We start from the raw sequence: 2856 nt of genomic DNA on the forward strand, positions 1-2856 counted from the left end.
TATAGGAAATGTTACAGCTAGAAAAGTTGTAAACGAAATAGAAAAAAATAATGGGATTATTAATTTTGATTCTTTTAAAAATAAAAAATATTTTAGTGAATTAATAAAATTAGGTGACACAATAAAAAATAATACTGATGATAATGTATCAGTAGTAAAAAAATAGAAAATTTAAAATTATATTATGAACCGATAATAAAAGATATGGAAGATGATTATAAAGATAGATTATTGGATATAGATGTATTGATAACATTGGCTGTAGAATATAATAATAATTTAGAAAAATTTATAAGTGATTTTGCTTTAGATCCTCCTTCTAATCAAATACAGCAGGAAAGCAAACCATTAATAGGACAATTAGAAAATGAAGCTTTAACATTATCTACAGTACATTCAGCTAAAGGTCTTGAATGGGAATATGTATTTATTATTCATATGCTTGATGGATTGTTTCCATCTGAGAGAGCATTAGAAAATATAGAAACTTTAGATGAGGAAAGAAGATTATTTTATGTTGCTTGTACCCGTGCTAAGTCTAAACTTTATATAACTATGCCGTCAGTTATAAGTCAATATAATTATTCTATATTTGATAAACCTTCCAGATTTATCTCCGAAATAAATAATAAATATTATCATTATTCATTAGATGAATATACAAAAGATGATGAGGATTTATAAAAAACTTTTATTAATTTTTAAAATTAAATGCTATATTTATACAAATATGTATAAAATAAATAGAATAAAAAAAATAAAACAAATATTTAATGATAAATACAAGTTTGAAATGCCATCAAAAATAAAAAAACCTCTTATAATTCGTTGTAAAAACTATAAAAAGATTTAAAATAGACATATAAGATTTTTTAAGGAGATATATTATGAAAAAGATTTTATTAATTTTCACTTTATTTTTTGCTTTCAGCTTTTCGGCATTCGGTTTTTTTATTGATAAAAAAATATTAGACGCTTATTTTGAAGCTCATTATCCTGTAGATACTAATAATAATCCTATTCCTGATGACGAATCAATTTATTATACTTATAATCAAAATAAAACTAATACAGTAACTATTTCTGCTCTTTATCTCCCTAATATTGATAAAGATAAAGCAGATGTAACTATAAAAATTTATACGGATAAAAAAATAGATGATACTATTAAAGAAGTTAGTTTTTTTAATGATGATTTTATAGCTACTTTTTCTGTAACATATATAGCAGATTATAACTATATACTAATTTATGAGTCAAATTTTTTATTGTTTACGGATATAAGTAAACTAAAAACAATAAGAATGTTTCAAAACGGCAATATACAAATGATGTATAATTATAAAGGAAAAACTTATAAATATCCTATTGATGATAAAACTTCTTCAATGGTTGCTAAAATGCTTGATTTAGGATTTAAAAAATAATTAATATTTTTAAGGAGATATATTATGAAAAAGATTTTATTAATTTTCACTTTATTTTTCGCTTTTAGTTTTTTATCTTATGGTGTTACTTTTGTAGTGCCGGAAGTTTTTATCAAGAAATATTTTACTTATGATAAAAAATTAGAAGCATATGTATATAATATAACAAAATTAAATACATTGTCTTTTAATGCTTCAAAGACAGAAAATAATGAATATATTATACAAACTATTATATCATTAGATAAAAAATTAAATAATTTAAAACAAGTTAGATTTAATAATGGAGAGTATGTTTTTGAAATATCAGATTTAGATTTAATACATTTAGATAATATTTTATTATTTAGTGGTTTTACAAATGTTCGTAGTAATAATTTAAATAAATTAATAGATTTCTTTAATAAAGGGAATGTTACCTTAGAATATGTTTTAGAAGATAAAATATATAAATATTCTATTGATAATAAAACTTGTAAAATATTCTCTGAAATACTTTCATATGGTCATTAAATAATATACTAAAAATCAACAAAAAATCTTATTTTTTTTCAAATATTATACATTTGTATAAGAAATATTTATATAATTATATTATAATCTCCTTATATAAAAAAATAGGGAGGTTTATTAATGGCAACTTCTACAAATCAAATAGATTTTACATTAAATGCTGATACCAGCAGTTTTGAAACAAATATAAATAATTCAAGCAAGGCGGTAGAAAAACTTTCAAAAAATAATGATGATTTATCCGCAGGCTTGGAAGATGTTTCAAAGTTTATGAAAGAGGCAGCTAAAGTAAATACTGATTTAACAAAAGCTATTAAAGATTTAGCAAAAGCATTTGATGATAGTGTAGACTCTACAAATAAAGAAGCGAATGCTTTAGACGATGTTTCAAAAGAGGCAAAAGATGCCGCAAAAGAAATTAAAAAAGTTTCTGATGCTGCGAAAGATATTGAAAAAAATTCAAAAGCAGGCAACCTAGCACTTGAGGCAATAAAAGATAATCTCGGAGCTATTCCTGTTGTTGGTCCTACAGCAACAAGAGCATTAGACGGACTTGAAGGAAGTTTCTCAAAATTAGTTTTGGCAGGTGCTGGAGTAGGAGCTGTTGCTGGAGCTGTAGCAGGAGTGGGAGCAGCTATTTACGGAGCTTATACTCAAAGTGAAAAGTTTAGAGATAGTATTGAGGATTTTAAAAATAACGCTGCTGTTGCTTTCAGTCCTGTTCTTGATAAATTGGAAGATGTAGGAGATTTTATAGGAAATATTGTTAATGGGCTTAATGAATGGATAGATAAAAACAATAAATTAAATGGTGTAAATGTAGATAATTTAAAAAATAATTACGCGGATATAGTGAAAGAACAATCAGCTTTAATATCATCTAAAGAAGCTGAAATAAACTTAGGTAAAATATTAG

The 2856-nt window shown here is 24.1% G+C and carries 4 protein-coding genes; all 4 read left to right on the forward strand.

Annotated features, from left to right (window positions below; all coding sequences use genetic code 11):
- The first annotated feature begins 204 nt into the window (after nucleotides 1-204).
- Entirely contained in the window at nucleotides 205-684 is a 480-nt protein-coding gene (locus EZH24_RS09720) for a 3'-5' exonuclease (RefSeq protein ID WP_137998955.1), read from the forward strand.
- A 203-nt stretch (nucleotides 685-887) separates the two neighbouring features.
- Complete coding sequence (locus EZH24_RS09725; RefSeq protein ID WP_137998956.1) at nucleotides 888-1427, forward strand: hypothetical protein; 540 nt, start codon at nucleotides 888-890, stop codon at nucleotides 1425-1427.
- Nucleotides 1428-1451: 24 nt separating this feature from the next.
- Nucleotides 1452-1940, forward strand: coding sequence for a hypothetical protein (locus EZH24_RS09730; protein WP_137998957.1), 489 nt, complete (start codon nucleotides 1452-1454; stop codon nucleotides 1938-1940).
- A 120-nt stretch (nucleotides 1941-2060) separates the two neighbouring features.
- Nucleotides 2061-2856 (forward strand): methyl-accepting chemotaxis domain-containing protein (locus tag EZH24_RS09735; RefSeq protein WP_201798587.1); only part of this gene is annotated, 796 nt, incomplete at its 3' end.

The sequence above is a fragment of the Brachyspira catarrhinii genome, assembly GCF_005518285.1.
Taxonomy (GTDB): Bacteria; Spirochaetota; Brachyspiria; order Brachyspirales; family Brachyspiraceae; genus Brachyspira; species Brachyspira catarrhinii.